Source organism: Amycolatopsis sp. NPDC051758 (genome assembly GCF_044453095.1).
Taxonomy (GTDB): Bacteria; Actinomycetota; Actinomycetes; order Mycobacteriales; family Pseudonocardiaceae; genus Amycolatopsis.
Genome location: NZ_JBITCJ010000007.1, coordinates 41,622 through 58,397 on the forward strand (window position 1 = coordinate 41,622; position 16,776 = coordinate 58,397).

The 16,776-nt window shown below is 70.9% G+C and carries 15 protein-coding genes; 6 read left to right on the top strand and 9 right to left on the bottom strand.

Translation table 11 applies throughout. From position 1 onward, the window contains the following. Positions 1–248: 248 nt before the first annotated feature. Positions 249–731 (top strand): chloride channel protein, encoded by a 483-nt coding sequence (locus ACIA5G_RS30560; protein ID WP_395929369.1) that lies wholly within the window; start codon positions 249–251, stop codon positions 729–731. A 30-nt stretch (positions 732–761) separates the two neighbouring features. Beyond that, complete coding sequence (locus ACIA5G_RS30565; RefSeq protein WP_395929371.1) at positions 762–1,340, top strand: TetR/AcrR family transcriptional regulator; 579 nt, start codon at positions 762–764, stop codon at positions 1,338–1,340. Positions 1,341–1,359: 19 nt separating this feature from the next. Here the strand turns inward: ACIA5G_RS30565 and ACIA5G_RS30570 are convergent, their stop codons facing one another. The 4 genes from ACIA5G_RS30570 to ACIA5G_RS30585 form a co-directional block, all read right to left on the bottom strand. Further along, positions 1,360–1,821: a hypothetical protein gene (locus ACIA5G_RS30570; RefSeq protein WP_395929373.1), complete on the bottom strand. Its 462-nt coding sequence runs from the start codon at positions 1,819–1,821 to the stop codon at positions 1,360–1,362. A gap of 95 nt (positions 1,822–1,916) precedes the next feature. Further along, positions 1,917–3,200, bottom strand: coding sequence for a phosphopyruvate hydratase (gene eno, locus ACIA5G_RS30575; protein ID WP_395929375.1), 1,284 nt, complete (start codon positions 3,198–3,200; stop codon positions 1,917–1,919). A gap of 156 nt (positions 3,201–3,356) precedes the next feature. Further along, positions 3,357–5,021 (bottom strand): discoidin domain-containing protein, encoded by a 1,665-nt coding sequence (locus tag ACIA5G_RS30580; protein WP_395929377.1) that lies wholly within the window; start codon positions 5,019–5,021, stop codon positions 3,357–3,359. Positions 5,022–5,155: 134 nt separating this feature from the next. Continuing rightward, the gene (locus tag ACIA5G_RS30585; protein ID WP_395929379.1) at positions 5,156–5,614 is read right to left on the bottom strand and encodes a MarR family winged helix-turn-helix transcriptional regulator; all 459 of its coding nucleotides are present in this window, start codon (positions 5,612–5,614) and stop codon (positions 5,156–5,158) included. A 63-nt stretch (positions 5,615–5,677) separates the two neighbouring features. Here ACIA5G_RS30585 and ACIA5G_RS30590 point away from each other — a divergent pair, with 63 nt between their 5' ends. The 3 genes from ACIA5G_RS30590 to ACIA5G_RS30600 all read left to right on the top strand — a co-directional run bounded on the left by ACIA5G_RS30590 (position 5,678) and on the right by ACIA5G_RS30600 (position 9,854). Beyond that, positions 5,678–6,046 carry a VOC family protein gene (locus tag ACIA5G_RS30590; RefSeq protein WP_395929381.1) on the top strand — a complete coding sequence of 123 codons (369 nt, stop codon included), beginning with the start codon at positions 5,678–5,680 and terminating at the stop codon, positions 6,044–6,046. Between the two features lie 69 nt (positions 6,047–6,115). After that, a complete protein-coding gene (locus tag ACIA5G_RS30595; protein ID WP_395929383.1) occupies positions 6,116–9,130 on the top strand; it encodes a DEAD/DEAH box helicase in 3,015 nt (1,004 codons plus the stop codon). Then, the gene (locus ACIA5G_RS30600) at positions 9,123–9,854 is read left to right on the top strand and encodes a hypothetical protein (protein WP_395929385.1); all 732 of its coding nucleotides are present in this window, start codon (positions 9,123–9,125) and stop codon (positions 9,852–9,854) included. The genes ACIA5G_RS30595 and ACIA5G_RS30600 overlap by 8 nt, the downstream gene beginning before the upstream one ends. 258 nt (positions 9,855–10,112) lie before the next feature. Here the strand turns inward: ACIA5G_RS30600 and ACIA5G_RS30605 are convergent, their stop codons facing one another. From ACIA5G_RS30605 to ACIA5G_RS30620, 4 genes are all read right to left on the bottom strand, one after another. Then, a complete protein-coding gene (locus ACIA5G_RS30605; protein ID WP_395929387.1) occupies positions 10,113–10,766 on the bottom strand; it encodes a response regulator in 654 nt (217 codons plus the stop codon). Next, positions 10,763–11,956 carry a sensor histidine kinase gene (locus ACIA5G_RS30610; protein WP_395929389.1) on the bottom strand — a complete coding sequence of 398 codons (1,194 nt, stop codon included), beginning with the start codon at positions 11,954–11,956 and terminating at the stop codon, positions 10,763–10,765. Before ACIA5G_RS30610 ends, ACIA5G_RS30605 begins: the two co-directional genes overlap by 4 nt. Positions 11,957–12,045: 89 nt before the next feature. Further along, entirely contained in the window at positions 12,046–13,500 is a 1,455-nt protein-coding gene (locus ACIA5G_RS30615) for an alpha/beta hydrolase (protein WP_395929391.1), read from the bottom strand. Positions 13,501–14,344: 844 nt separating this feature from the next. Further along, positions 14,345–15,283, bottom strand: coding sequence for an amidohydrolase family protein (locus ACIA5G_RS30620; protein ID WP_395929393.1), 939 nt, complete (start codon positions 15,281–15,283; stop codon positions 14,345–14,347). Positions 15,284–15,340: 57 nt separating this feature from the next. On the opposite strand from ACIA5G_RS30620, the gene ACIA5G_RS30625 reads away from it, so the two are divergent. Further along, complete coding sequence (locus ACIA5G_RS30625) at positions 15,341–15,799, top strand: MarR family winged helix-turn-helix transcriptional regulator (RefSeq protein ID WP_395929395.1); 459 nt, start codon at positions 15,341–15,343, stop codon at positions 15,797–15,799. Here the strand turns inward: ACIA5G_RS30625 and ACIA5G_RS30630 are convergent. After that, entirely contained in the window at positions 15,792–16,745 is a 954-nt protein-coding gene (locus tag ACIA5G_RS30630) for a LysR family transcriptional regulator (protein ID WP_395929397.1), read from the bottom strand. The genes ACIA5G_RS30625 and ACIA5G_RS30630 overlap by 8 nt on opposite strands. Between the last annotated feature and the right edge of the window lie 31 nt (positions 16,746–16,776).

The window sequence follows — 16,776 nt, forward strand, 5'->3', positions numbered from 1 at the left end:
GGCGGTGGTTTCCGGCGCGCGCAGAGCTGGCGGTTGTCCGAGGTCGGCGGCTCGTCGGGCGGCGCGTCAGTAGGTCGGTTTGGGTTGGGCGGTCCCTCGTTGGCCGGTGGGTTCGGCGGTGGGGTGCGGGGCGGTGGTTTCCGGCGCGCGCAGAGCTGGCGGTTGTCCGAGGTCGGCGGCTCGTCGGGCGGCGCGTCAGTAGGTCGGTTTGGGTTGGGCGGTCCGTCGTTGGCCGGTGGTTTCCGGTGGTGCGCGCAGAACCGGCGGCTACCGGCCACCGATGGCTCGCCGAGCGGCACCCCAGCCGGCCGTGGTGGTGGCCCGTGGTTGGAGGCCTGGTCGCCGGGCCGGTCCTGTGGGCGATCCCCGGCATCGGCGGCGCCGGACCCGACCTGTTCGCCGGCCTCTCGGACGGGACCGGCCAAACCGGACTGCTCCTCCTCGCGGCCGGCAAGATCGTCACGACGAGCGTGACCTTCGCCGCCGGTGGGGTCGGGGGCACCATCGGCCCCACGCTGGTCGTCGGGGCCGCGGTGGGAGCCGCCGTTCCGGTGGCCGGTGGTGCCGTCGCGGGGATGGCCGCGTGCCTGGCCGCGGCCGGGCGGGCTCCCGTCACCGCCGTTGTGCTGGCGGTCGAGCTGGGTGGGCTCGACCTGCTGCCCGCGATCCTGCCGGCCGCCGCCCTCGGCCGGCTGGTCGGCGGCCTCCTGGTGCGGGAGACCGCGAGTTAGGGTGGATCACCGATCGGCGGAAGGGATTCCATGGCGGGCGTACGGCAGTTCGACGAGCGGGTCGCGCTCGGCCGCGCGCTGGACGTGTTCCAGGCGCGGGGCTTCCGGGCGACGTCGATGCTCGACCTCGCGGCCGGCACCGGCGTCCAGCGCGGTTCGCTCTACCACGCCTACGGCGGCAAGGAAGAGATCTTCGTGCGCGCCTTCCAGGAATACGCGGGCCGGTTCCTGGCCGGCGCGGCCGAAGCGCTCGACCGCCCGGGCAAGCGGGCCGCCCTGCTGGCCTTCTTCGACTACTGCGTCACCACGTTCTCGGCCGGCTCCCCGTCGCGAGGCTGCCTGTCGACCCGGACGGCCATCGAAGCGGCGACCGAGTCCCCGCGTGCCGAAGCCGCCGTCCGGGTGATGCTCGACGAGCTGGAAACCGTGGTCCACGACGGGCTCGCCGCGATCGACGACGGCGTGACCCCGGCGGTGGCCCCGCGCGCCGCGGCCCGGCTCGTGGTCACCACCACCCGGGGGCTCGCGGTGATGGAACGGGTCGGCCACGGGCCGGCGGACCTGCGCGAGATCGCGGACGCCCTGGTGACTTCGCTGCTCGGCCCCTGATCAGATTCCTTCACGGCGGTCATCGAGGTGGCGGCGCGGGGAGGCCGGCCGCGGCCAGGGCTTCCCAGAGCGGCTTCGCGTCGTACCGGCGGGAGCCCAGCCCTTCGACGAACTGGCAGCCGAAACCGGCGGCGGTGACGGTGGTCGTCCGGCCCTGGGTGTCGAGGAAGCGGAGTTCGTAACTCGGTCCGAGCTCGAGGGTGCAGGCCAGGTCCTGCGGCGGGGTCGGCAGCGAGCACGCGGCGGCGGCGATCTTCTTGATCGTGGCCGCGTCGGTGGTGCGGGTTTCGCCCGGCGGGTGCATCTCCGGCCGGCCGGAGATGGACGGCAGCGACGGCTGAACGGGGCCGCGGCTCACTAGCTCCCGGGGTTCGTAAGTGGGGGAGCACAGCGCCGGCCCGGCCCCCGGTTCCGCGCGGCCGCACGCCGCGACGGTGGCAACGAGGAGCAGGACACCGGACAGCGCGGGCAGTCTTCGCATGGGCACGCTCCGAGGACGGAAGTGCCCGGCTGCCCGGTTGCACGCCGACCTGATGGCTGTCGCGGGCGTGGCGGCACCACGCCCGCGACAGCGCGTCAGCGGCGGCCGCTGATGGTGCTCGTGCCGGCGTAGCGGGCTTCGGCGCCGAGCTCTTCTTCGATGCGGATGAGCTGGTTGTACTTGGCCGTGCGGTCGGATCGGGACAGCGACCCGGTCTTGATCTGGCCGCAGTTGGTGGCCACGGCCAGGTCGGCGATCGTGGTGTCCTCGGTTTCCCCGGACCGGTGGGACATGACGGCCGAGTAGCCGGCCTTGTGCGCGGTTTCGACGGCGTCGAGCGTCTCGGTGAGGGTGCCGATCTGGTTGACCTTGATCAGGATCGAGTTGGCGATGCCGCGGTTGATGCCGTCCTTGAGGATTTCCACGTTGGTGCAGAACAGGTCGTCGCCGACGAGCTGGACGCGGTCGCCGATCTGGTCGGTGAGCTGCTTCCAGCCGGCGAAGTCGTCCTGGGCCAGGCCGTCCTCGATGGAGACGATCGGGTAGCGGGCGGTCAGGTCCGCGAGGTAGGCGACGTGCTCCTCGACGCTGCGCTTGCGGCCTTCGCCGGTGTAGTCGTAGACCTCGCCGGTGTAGAACTCGGACGCGGCCGGGTCGAGCAGCAGCGCGATGTCCTCGCCGGGGGTGTAGCCGGACTTCTCGACCGCGCGCAGGACGAACTCGAGCGCCTCGTCGGCGGAGCTGAGGTTCGGCGCGAAGCCGCCTTCGTCGCCGACGTTGGTGCTGTGCCCCGCTTCGTGCAGCGACTTGCGCAGGGTGTGGAAGACCTCGGAGCCCATGCGCACGGCGTCGGCGAACGTCTCGGCGCCGACCGGGCCGATCATGAACTCCTGGAAGTCGATCGGGTTGTCGGCGTGCGCGCCGCCGTTGATGATGTTCATCATCGGCATCGGGAGCAGGTGGGCGAACACACCGCCGACGTAGCGGTAGAGCGGCAGCTCGCACGCGGCCGCGGCCGCCTTGACCACGGCGAGCGAGACCCCGAGGGTGGCGTTCGCGCCGAGCCGGGCCTTGTTCGCGGTCCCGTCGAGCGCGATCAGCGCGCGGTCGACCTCGGTCTGGGCTTCGGCGTCGAGACCGACGATCGCGTCGGCGATTTCGGTGTTGACCGCGTCGATCGCCTTGCGCACCCCTTTGCCGTGGAAGCGCGACTTGTCCCCGTCGCGCAGTTCGACCGCTTCCCGGGTCCCGGTGGACGCGCCGGAGGGCACGGCGGCGCGGCCGAGTGAACCGTCCGCCAGCTCGACGTCGACCTCGACGGTCGGGTTGCCCCGGCTGTCGAGGACCTGGCGGCCGTGGACCCGGACGATGGCAGTCATTTCGCTCCTCGATGAGTTCGCGCCGGAACACCGGGTCCGGAACGACCACGGCGCAGCGGCTGCAGGGCGCGGCGCCACGGTGAGCCGCGAAAGCATCGGGGAGACTAGCAGAAGTTACTGAATCGATCCTGAACTTTTTCGGGCCCGGCCGCGAACTCAGCTGTAGGCCTCGAACCGGGCGACCTGGCCGGCCGGCCACCCGGTGTTGCCGGTGCAGGTCAGGCGGAGGAAGCGGGGGCTGCCGGCAGGGACGGTGATGGTGACGCTGTTGCCCCGCGCCGGATCGAACACGTATCCCGTCGCGGGGACGAGGGTGCCGAACGTGGTGCCGTCGGAAGAACCGGACAGGGCCAAGGTCTGCGTCCGGGCGCCCCACGCGCTCGAGGGTGGCAGGGCCACCACGACCCGCGTCACCGCCGTCGCCGCGCCGAGGTCGGCCTGGATCCACTGGGGGAACGCGTTGTTCGCGCTTTCCCAGTAGCTGTCGGGGTTCCCGTCGACGGCATTGCCCGCGCCATAACCCTGGGTGTGGCTGCTTTCGGTGGTGGCGCGGCCGCGTGCCAGGTCGGTCGAGCCGCCGGTGGTCAGCGTCGACGGCGTCGGCCGGGTCGCGGTCAGCGGAAGCCGGCCTTTGAGCATGCGGCCGCCGTCGGCGGTCAACCGCAGATAGTAGTCCGACGAGCACGCGGTCCCGTCTTCGTCGAGGGCGAGCAGGCCGGCGCCGACGGGGGACATGGCGGCGGTTTCGGCGGTCTTCGCGATCTGGTTGCCTTCGCCGTATTCGTCGAACATCGAGATGTAGATGCCCTGCGCGCCGGCGCGCACCATGTTGTAGAACTGCCGCCACATGAAGTCGCCGTGGGCGCGCTGCCGGCCGGAGACGTCGCCGGGCAGCACGCACGGCTGGTAGTCGATGCCGTGGGCGGCGCAGTCGGCCTGGTCGGGCACGTTCAGGTTCTGGTACATCCAGTCCGAGCCCGCGGCGTCGCTGATCGCCCCGACCATCCACGGCGAAATCATGTTGAAGGCGTGGTAGACGTCGCCGAAGCCCGGCCGCGACCCGCCGTCGCCGGTCCGCCATTCGCGCGGCACACCCCCGATGACGTAACAACCCTGGCCCTTGAACCAGTTCACGACGTCGAGGCAGGTGCCGGCGTCCCACGGGTGGTTGCCGTCGTTGTACCCGAAGCCCCAGATGCAGACGACCGGTTTGCCGTTCTGGCGCGCGTAGGCAGGCGACGCGGTGTGCGCCGACATCTTCGTCGTCCAGTCGGCTTTCATCTCCGGCTGCATGTTCGCCCAGCCGGTGGCGTCGTACATGATGTAGAACTTCCGCTCATGCGCCTCGGCGGCGCTGCGGACCTTGGCGGCCATCGCGTCGCGTGTCGGGCCTTCGCTGCTGTTGGGGTTGAAGCGCTGTAGCGCGGCGGTGTCGCAGCCGTTTTCCTGCATCCACCGGAAGTGCGTGTCGACGGTTTGCTGGTCGTAGGAAGAGAAGAGCGTGGCCGGCTGCTCGTTGCCGAGGTTGTTGTAGGCCGTCGGGTAGGTGCGGGTGTACTCACGCATGTCCGGCCAGGCCTTGATGACGTTGTTGGCCGGCGACGGCGTCCGGCCCCAGTCCTGGCTCCAGTGCCACCAGCCGTTGATCGGCGCGCCGTCGCCGGCGCAGGCGAACCAGCCCTGGTACCCGACGGTGATCTTGCCGACGACGTCCCCGGGCGGGCTCGCCGCGGCGGCCTCACGTGCCCCGGCGAGGGAGAGCGCACCCCAGGCCGAAGCGGCCGCGGCCGAGCCGATGAACGTCCTGCGCGAGATCGCCATGCCCGTTCCTCCCGCCACGCTGCACGAGTACGTCTGCCGGTGAACGGACTGTAGGCTTCCGGCCAAGAAGTGGCAATACTCGAACTGATTTCTGAAATTTTCGTACCGAAGCGAGCAAGATAGTGCTCTGAGGGCTATGCGCCGTTGTTGTCGTCGCGCAAGGAACGGACCATGCTCTGCAGGATCCGGAACGCGCCCGACTGCTCGGACTCGGTCAACCCGGCCAGCATCCTGACCTCGACGGACCGGACCGCCACGGTCGCCTTCTCGAGGAGGCGCCGGCCGCGAGGCGTGAGCCGGGTGGGGAGGACCTTCCCGACGGGCGCCTCCGCGGGCCTGGTCACGCAGCCCTCTCGTTCCAGGGCCTGGAGCAGCACGTTCATCGATTGCCGGGTGACGAACGCGCCCCGGGCGAGCTCGGAGTTCGACAGGCCCGGGCGTTGCGCCAGCAGTTCGAGGCAGGAGTAGCGCGTCACGGTCATCCCGAGCGGTCGCAGCACCTCCTCCATCGCCACGCGCAGCGCGCTCGACGCCTCTTTCAGCAGGTAGCCCAGTGACGTCTCCAGGTCGACGCCGGCACCGTCTTGACTCATGTCAGCATTCTGACATAGGTTGACGCGTGTCAGAAGACTGACACAAAAAGAAGGAGCATGACCATGCCCGCCACCGGCCCCGACTTCATTTCGCTCCAAGCACGCGACCTCGGCGCTTCGCAGAAGTTCTACGAGCAGTACCTCGGCCTCGTCCGTTCGCCGGCCGGGCCTCCGCACGCCGTCGTCTTCGAGACGAAGCCGATCGCGTTTGCGCTCCGCGACGTCATTCCCGGCACCGATCTCGCCTCCGTGCCCCAGCCCGGCATCGGCGCCGCGATCTGGCTCCACGCCACCGATGTCCAGGCCATTCACGACGCTCTCGCCGCCGACGGCCACACGATCGTCTCCGCACCGATCGACGGCCCCTTCGGCCGGACGTTCACCTTCGCCGACCCTGACGGCTACCAGGTGACCCTGCACGACCGCGCCTGACCGGCGATCTCTCGGCCTGCCGTGCGACGATCTGCGGGGAACCCGGATCGGACGAAGGAGCCTCAGACCTTGCCCTTGGTGCACGCTCTGTGGTCGCCGGGCCGGGGGCTGCTGCTCTGGGCGGAGCACGACCGGGGCCCGGCCGGCACGTCGAGCCGTTCGGCGCGGATCGCGCTTCCGCATCCGTTCGCGGTCTCCAGCGCGCAGCTGACCGCGTTGCATCCCGGCAAGCCCACCTCGGTGACCTTGCTGCTGCCGTCGCGGGTGAACCGGCCGCTTGCCTCCTCCGAGCCGGCGAAGCGGCGTGGCCCGGCGCCGTCGTTGCGGCCGTGGTCGGTGCCGGCGTTGGTCGTGGACGCGACCGAGCTGGACGACCTCGACGACTCGGCCTCGTACGGCGCTTCGGTCACGTACCTGCGCGCGGTGGCCCACCTGGCCGCGGATCTGGTGCGGCGGGGGCGGGTCTTGCCGACGCTGATCCGTCAGGGTGATGCGGCAGAGGCCCGGTGGCGCCCGGTGCTGCAGGGCGTGGACTTCGTCGCGTTCGACGCGCTGGTCGAGGCCATGCCGCCGGTCGGGCGGGCCGAGCAGATCGCGCCGCTCACCGGGGCGTCGCCGCGCGCGCTTGTCACCGATGCCCTCCACACCCTGGTCGACGCGGCGGTCCGGGACCTCCTGGCGCGGGCCGATCCGCCCGTCGACCTGCGCGGGGGCCGGGGCGCGGCCGGGGTGTGGCTGGCCGCGTTGCAGGGCGGTGTTGCCCGCGTCGAGCTGCCGCTGGGTGAGCTCGGTGTGCTGGCCGACGCCGTCGCGAAGTGGGACGAGGTCGCCGACACCGACGTCGTCGACGGCCGGGCGTGTTTCCGGCTGGCCGAAGTCGGCACGCTGCGCCGGCCGGCCGAGGACGATCTCGACGACCAGACCGGCGACGGCACCAAGTGGCAGCTGCAGTTCCTGCTGCGGGCAACAGCCGATCCGAGCTTGCTGCTGTCGGCGGGGCAGATCTGGTCGGGCGAGGCGAACGGGCTGGTCAGGGACCCGAGGGAGCTGTTCGTCGCCGAACTGGGCCGGGCCGCGCTGGTGGAGCCGATGCTGGCGCCGGCCTTGCGCCGGACCCAGCCGTCCGAGTACGACCTGACCGTCGAAGAGGCCGAGCAGTTCCTCACCTCGGGCGCGACCCGGCTGATCGAGGCCGGGTTCGAGGTGCAGCTCCCGGCCACCTGGGACGGCCGGCGCCGGCTCGGGCTGCGGCTCTCCGTCCACAGCACACCGTCCGAACAGGTTGTCACCCGCAGCCGCGTGGGCCGCGACGAGCTGGCCGCGTTCCGCTGGTCGATCGCGGTGGGCGACCACGAAATCGGCGAAGAAGAGCTGGCGAAGCTCGTCGCGGCGAAGACCCCGCTGGTGCGGCTGCGGGGCCGGTGGGTCAGCGTCGACGCCGACCGGCTCCGCGCCGGTCTCGAGTTCCTGCGCCGCGACCCGCACCGGCACATTCAGCCGCCGACCGCGGCCGAGCTGCTGGAGCTCGTCCACCTCGGCCAGGAGACGCCGCTCCCGGTCACCGGCGTCAGCGCCGACGGCTGGGTCGGGGACGTCCTGGCCGAGCGGGTCCACCAGGAACTGCGACCGGTCGAGCTGCCGTCGTCGTTCCGCGCCACGCTGCGCCCCTACCAGCAGCGGGGTGTCGCCTGGCTGTCCTTCATGTCGTCGCTGGGGCTCGGCGCGTGCCTGGCCGACGACATGGGCCTCGGCAAAACCGTCCAGACGCTGGCGCTCGAGGCCGTCGAGCGGGCAGACCACGAGCGCGAGCCGACGTTGGTGCTGTGCCCGATGTCGCTGGTCGGCATGTGGCAGCGCGAGGCGGCGAACTTCGCCCCCGGCCTGCGAGTCCACGCCCACCACGGCAGCGCCCGCGCGCACGGGGAGGCGCTCGCCGAGCAGATCGCCACGGCCGACCTCGTCGTCACGACCTACGCCACCGCCGCCCGCGACGCCGACGAACTCGAGAAGTTCACCTGGCGACGCCTGGTGCTCGACGAAGCGCACGCCATCAAGAACGCCGACACCGCGACGGCCAAGGCGGTGCGGCGGTTCACGGCCGGGCACCGGCTCGCGCTGACCGGCACCCCGGTGGAAAACCGGCTGGCGGACCTGTGGTCGGTGCTGGACCTGCTCAACCCCGGGCTGCTCGGCAGCCGGTTCGAGTTCCGGCAACGGTTCGCGGCCCCGATCGAGCGGCGGGGCGACACCGCCACCGCCGCTGAGCTGCGCCGGCTCACCCAGCCGTACCTGCTGCGCCGGGTGAAGACGGATCCCGCGATCGTGCCCGAGCTCCCGGAAAAGATCGAAATCAGGCAGGAATACCGGCTCACCCGCGAACAGGGCACGCTGTACCGCGCGATCGTCGACGAGATGATGACGAAGATCGAGAACAGCCAGGGCATCAAGCGGCGCGGCAACATCCTCGCCGCGATCACGAAACTCAAGCAGGTCTGCAACCACCCGGCGCACCTGTTGCACGACGGTTCCCCGATCGGGCACCGCTCCGGCAAGGTCAGCCGGCTCGAAGAGATCCTGGCGGAAATCCTGGCGTCGGGCGATCGAGTGCTGTGCTTCACGCAGTACACCGAATTCGGGCACATGCTGGTGCCGCATCTGTCGGACCGGCTCGGCACCGAAGTCGCGTTTTTACACGGTGGCTTGGCAAAAGGGGCGCGAGACACGATCGTGGAACGCTTCCAGGCCGGCGACGGGCCGCGGATCCTCTTGCTCTCGCTCAAAGCGGGTGGATCCGGGCTCACGCTGACCGCCGCCAGCCAGGTCCTGCACCTGGACCGCTGGTGGAACCCGGCGGTGGAGAACCAGGCCACCGACCGGGCGTTCCGGATCGGGCAGGGACGGAACGTCCAGGTCCGGAAGTTCGTCTGCCCGGGCACCATCGAGGACCGCATCGACACCCTGATCACCCGGAAACGCGCGCTCGCGGGAATGGTCGTCGGCGAAGGCGAAAGTTGGCTCACGGAACTGTCCACGGACGCGCTGCGCGGGGTGCTGGCTTTGGGGGAGGAGGCGATCGATGACTGAGCCACTCCCGTGGTGGCCGACGCGGTTCATCCGGGCGTTGACGGCGATCGGAGTCCTGCTGCCCGCGCACGGCCAGGGTCGCGTCGTGACCTTGGAGGTCGGCGCGGGCCGCGTCGACGCCGAGGTGCAGGACGGCCGTCCTTACCAGGTGCGGATCGGGCTGACGGCGTTCGGGAAAGCGGACTGGGCGACGATCACCCATGCGCTCGCCGCCAAAGCGTCGGCCACGGTCCAGCTGCTCAGCGGCGAGCTGCCCCGTGACGTCGAACAGATCTTCAAAGCGGTCCGGCGGCCGTTGTTCCCGTCGTCGGCGCGCGAGGTGTCACTGGACTGCACCTGCCCGGCCGCCGAAGTGCCGTGCGGCCACCTGAACGCCGTGTTCTCCGCGCTCGTGGCACGGGTCGGCGAGGATCCGTTCACCATCCTCGCGCTGCGCGGCCGGAACCGCGAGGCGCTGCTTGAGGAGCTGAAGAACCGGCTGATCTCCGCCGAGCCGCTTGATCCCGACGATCGGTCTCCGGCCCTGACTGATGTCATGGACACGTTCTTCGACTGTGGTCAGGCCCCGGGCTTGGATGGCGCGGCGCCGTTGCACCGGCCGCGAACGCCGTTCGACGCGCTACTGGACCAGGCCCCGCGCTTCACGATCACGGCGGGCGGCGAAGACGTCGCCGAGCTGCTCCGGCCGGTTTACCAGGCACTCGCGGGCGAGCACGGCACATAGGGCGTGTCCTGTGATCTAGCTGCGGTCCGGTTGGATTGCGGACGTGGTTGGTCGCGGTGAGTTGATGGATAAACGGCGCTCCGTGGCGTGACCTGCCCGAACTGTATGGGCCGTGGAAACCGGAAAGGGGATACAGCGACGGAATCGAAGCCCTCGATGGGGAAGGACTCGGGCGGACCCGAGGCGGACTGAGCACCAAAATCTACGTCCGGGGTGCTCTGGCTCCGATGACTTACAGGACAGCTCCTAGCTTCGAACTCAGCGCACCAAGCCTGATTCCCAAGCCCACACGGCGATTTCCGTGCGGTTGCGGGCCGCGATCTTGCGCTGGATCGACGCGAGATGGGTCTTCACGGTCGACAGGGAGATCGTCAGCTCCTGGGTGATCTCGGCGTTCGTCCGGCCACGCGCGATGGCCTTGGTGACGTCGAGTTCGCGCTGGCTCAGGGCGGGGTCGGCGCGGCGGGCACGGCGCCGGGCGGAGGATGCGGTGAAGTGGGCCAGCAGCCGCGTGGTGATCGACGGTGAGACGAGTGCCTCGCCGTTGGCGGCCGCGTGCACCGCCTCCACCAGGAGGCCGGGACCGGCGTCCTTGAGGAGGAACCCGCAAGCGCCGGCGCACAGGGCTTCGTGGACCAGTTCGTCGAGGTCGAAGGTGGTGACGACGAGGACCCGCAACGGGTCGTCGACGTCCGGGCCGGCCAGTTGGCGGGTTGCGGCGAGTCCGTCGACCACCGGCATGCGGATGTCCATCAGCGTGACGTCGGGGCGCAGTTCCTGGGCCAGCTCCACGGCCTGCTCGCCGTTCTCCGCCTCGCCGACCACCTCGACGCCGGGCACACGCTCCAGGATCAGCCGGAAGCCCGCGCGCACCATGGCCTGGTCGTCGGCCAGCAGGACTCGCAACGTCACCGGGCATCCTCCTCTTTGGGGGGCGGGGCCGCCGCCGTGGCGTCCGGCAGGGGCAGTTCGGCGAGGACTCGCCAGCCGCGCTCGCCGTGTTCCCCGGCCGTCAGCGTGCCGTTCAGCGCCGCGATGCGTTCGCCCATCCCGATCAGGCCGTACCCGCCCGGCGAGCGGCGCACGCGGCCCGGGCGGAGCCCGTCGTTGCCGACCTCGACCCGCAGGAGCCGGCCGTGGTCCGCGGGCTCGACCGCGACGGTGACCGTGCGGGCGTCGGAGGCGTGCTTGCGGACGTTGGTCAGCGATTCGAGCACCACGCGGTGGACGGTCGACACGGTTTCCGGCGTGACCGCGAGATCCGCCAGGCCGGGCGCGAGCCGCACCGTGACGCTGTTGTCGTCGCCGACCGCGGCTTTGACCGTTTCGACCAGCGTGCTTGCGGGAACCGGCGACGCGTGCCCGGGGCTGCGCAGCATCGTGACCAGCCGCCGTACCGCGCCGAGGGCTTCCGTGCCGGCGTGCTCGATTTCCTTGATCAGGTCGCGTTCCGGGCCGTCGGCCAGGATCACGCCGGCGGCCTGGGTCCGCACCACGACTCCGGTGATGTGGTGGGCGACCAGATCGTGCAGCTCTCTCGCCAGCTCGAGCCGCTCGCGGTTGCGGGCAGCCATGAATGCGGCTTCGCGGCGGGCGTCGGCGTCGCGCAAGATCAGGCCGACCATCACGGTGCCGCCCCACAGCAGGGCCCACAGCACCGCCACCGTCAGCGACGCGGGCGAGTCGCCGTAGCGCAGAATCGGGGCGAACGCCATCGCCAGCCCGCCGAGCACCGCGAGCACGGCGGCGAGGGTCCGTGGCAGCCGGTGGCACGCCGCCCCGACCAGGAGCATCAACGCGACGGTCTCAGGATCGCCGTCGAGCGAGGCGACCGGCTTGACGAGGAAGCCCATCGCGCTGCAGGCCAGCGAGAGCACGATCCCCGCCGTGGCCAGGGCCGCCGTCCGCTCGGGGAAGCGACGCCGCAGCAGCGCGGGCACCGCCAGCGCCGCCCCGACCACGAAGTAGCAGATCTCGCCCGCCGGGGCCGGTCCCCGCAGGATCACGTGGCGCAGGAGCTGGTCGAGGTTCAGGCCGCCCAGGACCACGATCTCGGCGATCACCAGGCCACGGACCGGCGGCTGAGCGGTGGTCGGGAGCACGTTCGTGGCTGTCCTTTCCTGCGTGGTCCGGGTGATCATCATGACCGGTGCCGGGGCGCCGGACCACCCGGCGCCCCGGCATCATCGCGTTACTCGGGCTCGGCCGCGCAAGCGAGGTCGTGGTCCGGGAACCGGCCCGTGGTCAGGTAGCTGGTCGCCGCGGTGTCGGCGCACTGGTTGCCGACGTAGGGGTAGACCCCGTGCCCGCCCGCGTCGACGGTGACCATCCGGGCCCGGTCACCGAACGCCTTCCGCAGCTGCTCGGCGCCGGCGAGCGGAGTCGCCGGGTCACGCTGGTTCTGCAGCATGAACACGTTCGACGGGCCCCGATCGCCGACGCGCACCGGCGCCTCGGCCGGCTCCGGCCAGAACGCGCAGGGCTGGACGTTGGCCCCCGCCGCGCCGAACATCGGGTGGCGGAGCCGGTCGAGCGCCACCGTGGCCTGGTAGGTGCCCACCGACCGCGGCCACCGCGAATCGGCGCAGATCATGTAGTAGCGGCCCGAGATGACGTTGTCCGCGTCGGGCGTGGTGCCGTCGCCGGGAAGCGGAGGGAGCGGTCCGTCGGTGTTGATGGCCTGCCAGATCTTGGCCACGACCGGCATCCCGGCGTTGCTGAACAGGAAGCCGTAGGTGGCCATCCGGAAGGTCGCGCCGTCGATGCCTTGGACGGGTGCCTTGTCGACCCGCGCGGCCAGCTCGAAGTACTTCGCGGTGACCTGCTCGGGCGTGCTGCCCAGGTGGTAGGTGGCGTCCTGGGCGGCGGCGAACTTCGCGAAGTCCGGGAAGCGGTCGTCGAAGCCCTGGGCGTAGAGCCGGTCGTTCGCGTAGTCCCAGCCGGTCGGGTGCACGTTGCTGTCGAGCACGATCCGATCGCCGCGCTGGGGGAACAGCGTTGTGTAGACCGCGCCGAGGTAGGTGCCCCAGGAGTAGCCGGCGAAGGAGATCTTCGACTGGCCTAGGGCGGCGCGGATCCGGTCCATGTCGCGGGCGGTGTCGGCGGTGCTGACGTGCGGCAGCATCCACGCGGACTTCGAGGTGGCGCATTGGCGGGCGATGGCCTTGGACTGCTCGGCCCGTTTCGTGACGTCGGCGGCGTTGCGCGCATAGGGCGGAACGTTGCCGACCGCTTGCTGCTCCGGCGTCAGGTCGCAGGTGACGGGAGTGCTGTGCCCGAACCCGCGTGGGTCGAAGCCGATCAGGTCGTAGCTGTCGAGCACGCTCTGCGGCATTTTCGCCGCGGCGAGCTCGGCGGGGAACTTCAGCCCGGCCGACGGACCGCCCGGGTTGGTCAGCAGCACCCCGCGGCGCTGGGCCGGGTTCTTGCTCGCCAGCCGGGAGATCGCGACGTCGATCTGCCGTCCGCCGGGATCCTGGTAGTCCAGCGGAACCTTGATGGTCGAGCATTCCAAGCCGGGCGCCGCGGCGTCGGCCGGGCAGGGCCCCCACCGCACCCCGCCCGGCGACGCCCCCGCCGGCACTCCCGCGAGCGCTCCTGCCCCCAGGACGCCGATGGCGAGCGCAACGGACCACGTCTTTCCCATGCGATTCCCTCCTCGGAATGCCGCGAGCGCCACCGTTTCCGGTCAACCGGTGATCGTCGCGAGCGGTGAACGCGTCCTATCTTGCTGATGATCGGGCGCGCGCACATCGAGCGCGGGAATGGTTCCGGGACACCTCTTTATCGGTCAAAGGGACTAGGGAGGAGTCGCACCAAGCCTTGGCACCGCCCGGCCACGGTCCGAGCTTCCTGGTGTCAGTTCTGGAACAGCCCGTACTGGGCGGAGTTGAAGGTGCCGGGTTGCCCGGGCTGGTGGGGCTGCTTGTCGAAGCCGGTGTTCTCGGGAACCTGGCACAGGTATTCGAGCCGGGTGCCGCAGGCGCAGCGGTAGGACTCGGGCTCCTGCGCCCAGCTCGGTACTCCGCCGATCTTGAATCCGGGGCGGCCGATGCCGCGTTCGGAGACTTCGCCGTCCGGGCGGACGGTGAGCCGGTGCGGCCGCAGGTACCGCTCGACGTCGCCGGCCGGGCCGGTTGTGTCCCGGTGCAGGAGGATCCGCCAGAACGCGCCCGGGTGCTGCCAAATCGGCGGTGCGTCCCGATACCGTTCCGGAAGCTGCTCCTTGAGGCAGACCGCGTCGTTGTGCGACGGGCATTAAAAGACGAGCAGGTGGTCCCCGCCGAAAGCCGGGATGGTCGCCGCAGTAGCAGACGGGCCGGCTCTCGGTCGCGGGAAGAACCGGGCTGCCCCCGATCGATCGTCGCGCGGTGGACGTAGACGATGCCGCTGCCGTGGCGCTGCAGTAGGCGGAAACATTCCGTAGCGCAGTCGTGCGCAGAGAAGCTTGAGGCCCGGGAACCTTCTCGGCCCTCTTCGCGACAGCCGGGTCAAGAGCGAGTGGTGAGCCGGGGGAACAGCACCTCCGCGGCAGTGCGGTCGACGTCGGTGAAGCGTTCGGCGCCGGGGCCGTCGTGGGCGGTGAGGTACCGGTCGAGCTCGCCTCGCCATTCCTTCGGCGCGAACGGGAAATCGCTGCCGTAGAGGACGTGGCCGGGTTCCGCGAACGCGAACAGCGACGGGAGTGCGGTCGGCGAGGCGGACAGCGCCGTGTCGAAGTAGAACTTCCGCAGCCCGGCCATGATGCTCTCCGGGGTGGTGCCGGGGTTGAACATCGCCGCACCGGTGAAGCGGTGCGCGGCGAAGGGCAGGAAGCCACCGGCGTGGGACAGGATGATCCGCAGTTCCGGATGCCGGTCGAACACGCCGTGGGCCACCAGGTCGAGCGCCGTGCGTGTGGTGTCGAACGGGAAGTCCAGCAGGGGGCTGGGCAGGCCGTCGAGGCGGGGGATCGGCGGTTCGGCCGGGTGCACGAACACCACGGCGTCGCGAGCGGCGAGCTCCGTCCACAGTGGCTCGTAGGCCGGGTGGCCCAGGTAGTGGCCGTGGGCGTTGGACAGCAGGACGACACCGTCGGCGTGCAGTTCGTCCAGAGCTCGTGCCGCCTCGACGACCGCGCCGTCGAAGTCCGGCAGCGGAAGCACGGCGAAGTGCCCGAAGCGGTCAGGGGTGTCCTTGACCAGTTCCGCCTGGAAGTCGTTGATCTCGCGCGCCAGGTCCCGGGCCGCGGCGTCGTCGCCGAAGTGGACACCCGGCGCGCTGATGGACAGCACTCCGGTCGCGATGCCCGCTTCGTCCATCATCGCGATCGCGGCGCCGGGCGTCCACGAGGGCATCGGCCACCCGCCCGCGGTCCGGCCACTGTTCGTCAGTGCCTCCTGGTACCGCGGCGGAAGCAGGTGCTGGTGCACGTCGATCCGGCTGCTCATGATATCTAGCCTCCTAATAGCTAGGTTGCTAACTATTGCTTTGCTAGGCTAACTCGTATGACGACGGGCAACAAGCCACTGAGCGCCGCGGAGATCGACGAGCTGGTGCAGGCGGCCGACGCCGTGTTCTTCGCCATGCGCAAGGCCCGGTCGGCCGGCGCGGACCGGGACGCCGGGCTGTCGCTGCCGCAGGTCACGCTGCTCGAGCCGTTGGTCGATGAGCCGGAGCTCCCGGTCGGCCGGCTTGCCGCGGCCGCCGACGTGTCCATCCCCACCGCCACCCGGATGCTCCAGCAGCTGGAAAGCGCCGGCGTGGTGGTGCGCCGGCGGTCACCCGAAGACGAGCGCAAGGTCCTGGTGACGTTGACCCCGCAGGGACACGAGCGGCTGGCGCGGCTCCTGGCCGGCCGGCGTGGTCGTCAGGCGGAAGCGTTCGAGGCGTTTTCGCCCGCCGAGCGCAAGCAGCTCGTCGCCCTGCTCCGCAGGCTCGTGCCGGTGATCGACAGCATCAGCTGACCTCGTGCGTCGCGGCCGGGTGCCGGGCGAGGACGTCGTCCAGGCGCGAGCCGACTTCGGAACAGTTCGCGCGGACGACGTCCAGGAACGCGGCGAGCACCGGTGAGCTCTCTGCCGCGCGGAAGGACATCTGCAGGTCCGGGAGGCGGAACCGGGGAGCGATGTCGCAGAACGAGATGTCTTTGCGGGTGACCAGCCGCATCCGGGCCGGGCCGACACCGACACCGACGCCGCAGGCCGCCAGGCCGATGATCGTGTGGACGTCCCGGGACGTCGTGGCGGCGTCCAGCACCGTCGCGTCGGGGCCGAACAGCGTGCGCAGGTGGGCGGCCACCGCGGGTTCCTGCTCGGGGGCCGACATGATCAGGTGTTCGGCCGCCAGCTGCTCGAGCCGGATCTCCGCGTGTCCCGCGAACGGGTGCGCGGTCCCGACGACGGCGACGAGGTGGTCGGCGCCGATCGGGACCGTGACCAGGTTCTCGGCGCCCGCGCCGCGCGGGTTACCGCGGCCGACCGCGACGTCGAGGTCGCCGGCGACCAGGGCCGCGGCCGCCTGCGGGCTGCTCATTTCGCGCAGGTCGAGCCGGACGTCCGGGCGGTTCTTGCGGAATCGGCCCAGCACGCCCGGCAGCGGGTCGAGCAGGGCCGAGCCGATGAAGCCCATCCGCAGCAGCCCGGTTTCCCCGCGCGCGGCCCGGCCGGCTTCGACTCTGGCCGCCGTCATCTCGTCCAGCGCCCGCCGGGCCCGGGCCAGGAACGCGGCGCCGGCGGCGGTCGGGAACACGCCGCGTGACGTGCGGTCGAACAACCGCTCGCCCACCTCGCGCTCGACCGCGGCGATCTGCGCGGACAGCGGTGGCTGGGCGATGCCGAGGGACGCGGCGGCGCGGCCGAAGTGCTGGTGGTCGGCCAGGGCGAGGGCGTACCGGAGATGACGCGCTTCCATCCCCGGACCATACGTGAAAAGTATGACGGAG